We start from the raw sequence: 1,657 nt of genomic DNA, 5'->3' as shown, positions 1-1,657 counted from the left end.
GGTGCAGGAACGGTTTCGCAGACCGGAGTTTGCCAAGTACCAAGATATGACCGTGACTGAGTGGAACTATGCGTCGAATTTGCCGAGTGAACTCTACAAGATCAACGCGGGGTTGTTCGTGTATGGGTATTTCGATGAGCGTTCGGGGAGGTTCCTTGATGCCATCGTCACCGGCGTAACCGAAATGCTCCTTGCATTGGCCCAAGGGCGTTTGCGGTACGAACGCAGGGAGAACAAGAAACAGCAGTCGTTCCTTGCCTTGCGGTTTGAGGACATGGAGAAGGCCGGTATTGTTCGCTATTGGCTGGCAAGAGAAAGAGAGGCCGCCCCAAAGGGGTGGTCTCATCGCGTAAGGGGATGAATCTTGCGCCCATCTCCCTCGCGATGGCCGAAAACGAAGCCCGCTTTGTGCCTGATATATGCGCCGGAGTAAGTTAACTGGTAGACAACTTGCCTTGTAAGCAAGGGGTGCGGGTTCGAGTCCTGTCTCCGGCTCCTATGCTGGTGTAGCTCAGAAGGAAGAGCACTTCCGTGGTAAGGAAGAGGTCGCCGGTTCGACTCCGGCCATCAGCTCCATTTTGCTGAAAGTTTGGTTGCCTGCACAGCAGGAGGGGACTATACGCCACTGACAAAGCCGGGGTGGGGGCAGGCGTATTAAAAAACGAAAGGGGGATCCATTGCTTGTAACCGTACCCAAACCAAGAAAGCGGATCAAGAATAGGGCGTTAAGCAAAGCCATGAGGGAGGAAACACCCTATTGCGAACGGTGCGGCGCACCGGGGTATGGGGGTATGCACCATATCAAGTACCGTTCCCAAGGCGGGGACGATATAAGGGAAAACCTTATCCGCTTGTGTATGTGGTGCCATGACGGGGTGCACCAAGCGCGGTACGACTGGCGGGAACTTGTTGCTATTGTCGCTAAGCGAGAAGGGAAAACTGCTCAAGAAATAGCGGACATAATTGGGGTGGTATTATGAAGGGCTACACAGCGGTTGCAGGAGGTGATCCAGTCGATATCCCGCTGCAGCAACAGCGGTACACAAGCGGGAGGTGAGCGCCTGTGTGACTCTTTCTCTCGAGCAGGTTCTCAAGCTCATTGAGGAAGGGAAGTTCTACAAGAGTACCATCTGGGAGAAGAAGCGTCTGGAGATTCTTCAGCGAGACAACTTCGAGTGCCAGATTTGCAAAGAGGAAGGCGGATTCGCTCCGGCCACAACGGTGCACCACATACTCCACTTGGAGAACAGGCCGGACCTGGCGCTTGATGATGATAATCTCTTGAGTGTGTGCGCTGCGTGCCACAACAGAGAGCATCCGGAGCGGTTCATTCACCGGATTGTGCAGCGCAAGAGAAACGAGTTGGCTGAGAGGTTCCCGGAGCGGTGGTAAGCCCAGCTACCCCCCGGTCTGAAAAATCGACTTGCAAGCAGCTTTGGGGACCGGCGGGGGGGCCTGCCAATACAGATTTTACGCCGTTTCATGTGAGGCGTGGTCACTATAGGGGGTGAGGTGGTGTGGCCAGAGCGAAAAAGAGTCAAATTCGAGAGCAAATCAGACAGGACTTGACAGACCAATTGGAGCGTCAAGGGGTGTACGGCCAGCATTACCTTGACCTCATCGAGGACTACATGGCCCTGTGGGACACCAAAAATGC

At 54.5% G+C, this 1,657-nt stretch carries 3 protein-coding genes and 2 tRNA genes; all 5 read left to right on the top strand.

Annotated elements, in window-relative coordinates; genetic code table 11:
- Nucleotides 1-361 (top strand): hypothetical protein (locus ACE4YL_RS10420; RefSeq protein WP_461369618.1); only part of this gene is annotated, 361 nt, incomplete at its 5' end.
- A gap of 62 nt (nt 362-423) precedes the next feature.
- A tRNA-Thr gene (locus ACE4YL_RS10415) sits at nt 424-495 on the top strand.
- Nucleotides 496-500: 5 nt separating this feature from the next.
- Nucleotides 501-576 (top strand) — tRNA-Thr (locus ACE4YL_RS10410).
- A 161-nt stretch (nt 577-737) separates the two neighbouring features.
- Entirely contained in the window at nt 738-980 is a 243-nt protein-coding gene (locus ACE4YL_RS10405) for an HNH endonuclease (RefSeq protein ID WP_461369619.1), read from the top strand.
- 85 nt (nt 981-1,065) lie between these two features.
- Complete coding sequence (locus ACE4YL_RS10400; RefSeq protein WP_461369617.1) at nt 1,066-1,392, top strand: HNH endonuclease; 327 nt, start codon at nt 1,066-1,068, stop codon at nt 1,390-1,392.
- The last annotated feature ends 265 nt before the right edge of the window (nt 1,393-1,657 follow it).

The sequence above is a fragment of the Candidatus Darwinibacter acetoxidans genome (genome assembly GCF_041936445.1).
Classification (GTDB): domain Bacteria; phylum Bacillota; class Limnochordia; order Darwinibacteriales; family Darwinibacteriaceae; genus DTU010.
Note: the sequence above shows the minus strand (reverse complement) of the source record. Positions and strands in the feature narration are given on the sequence as shown.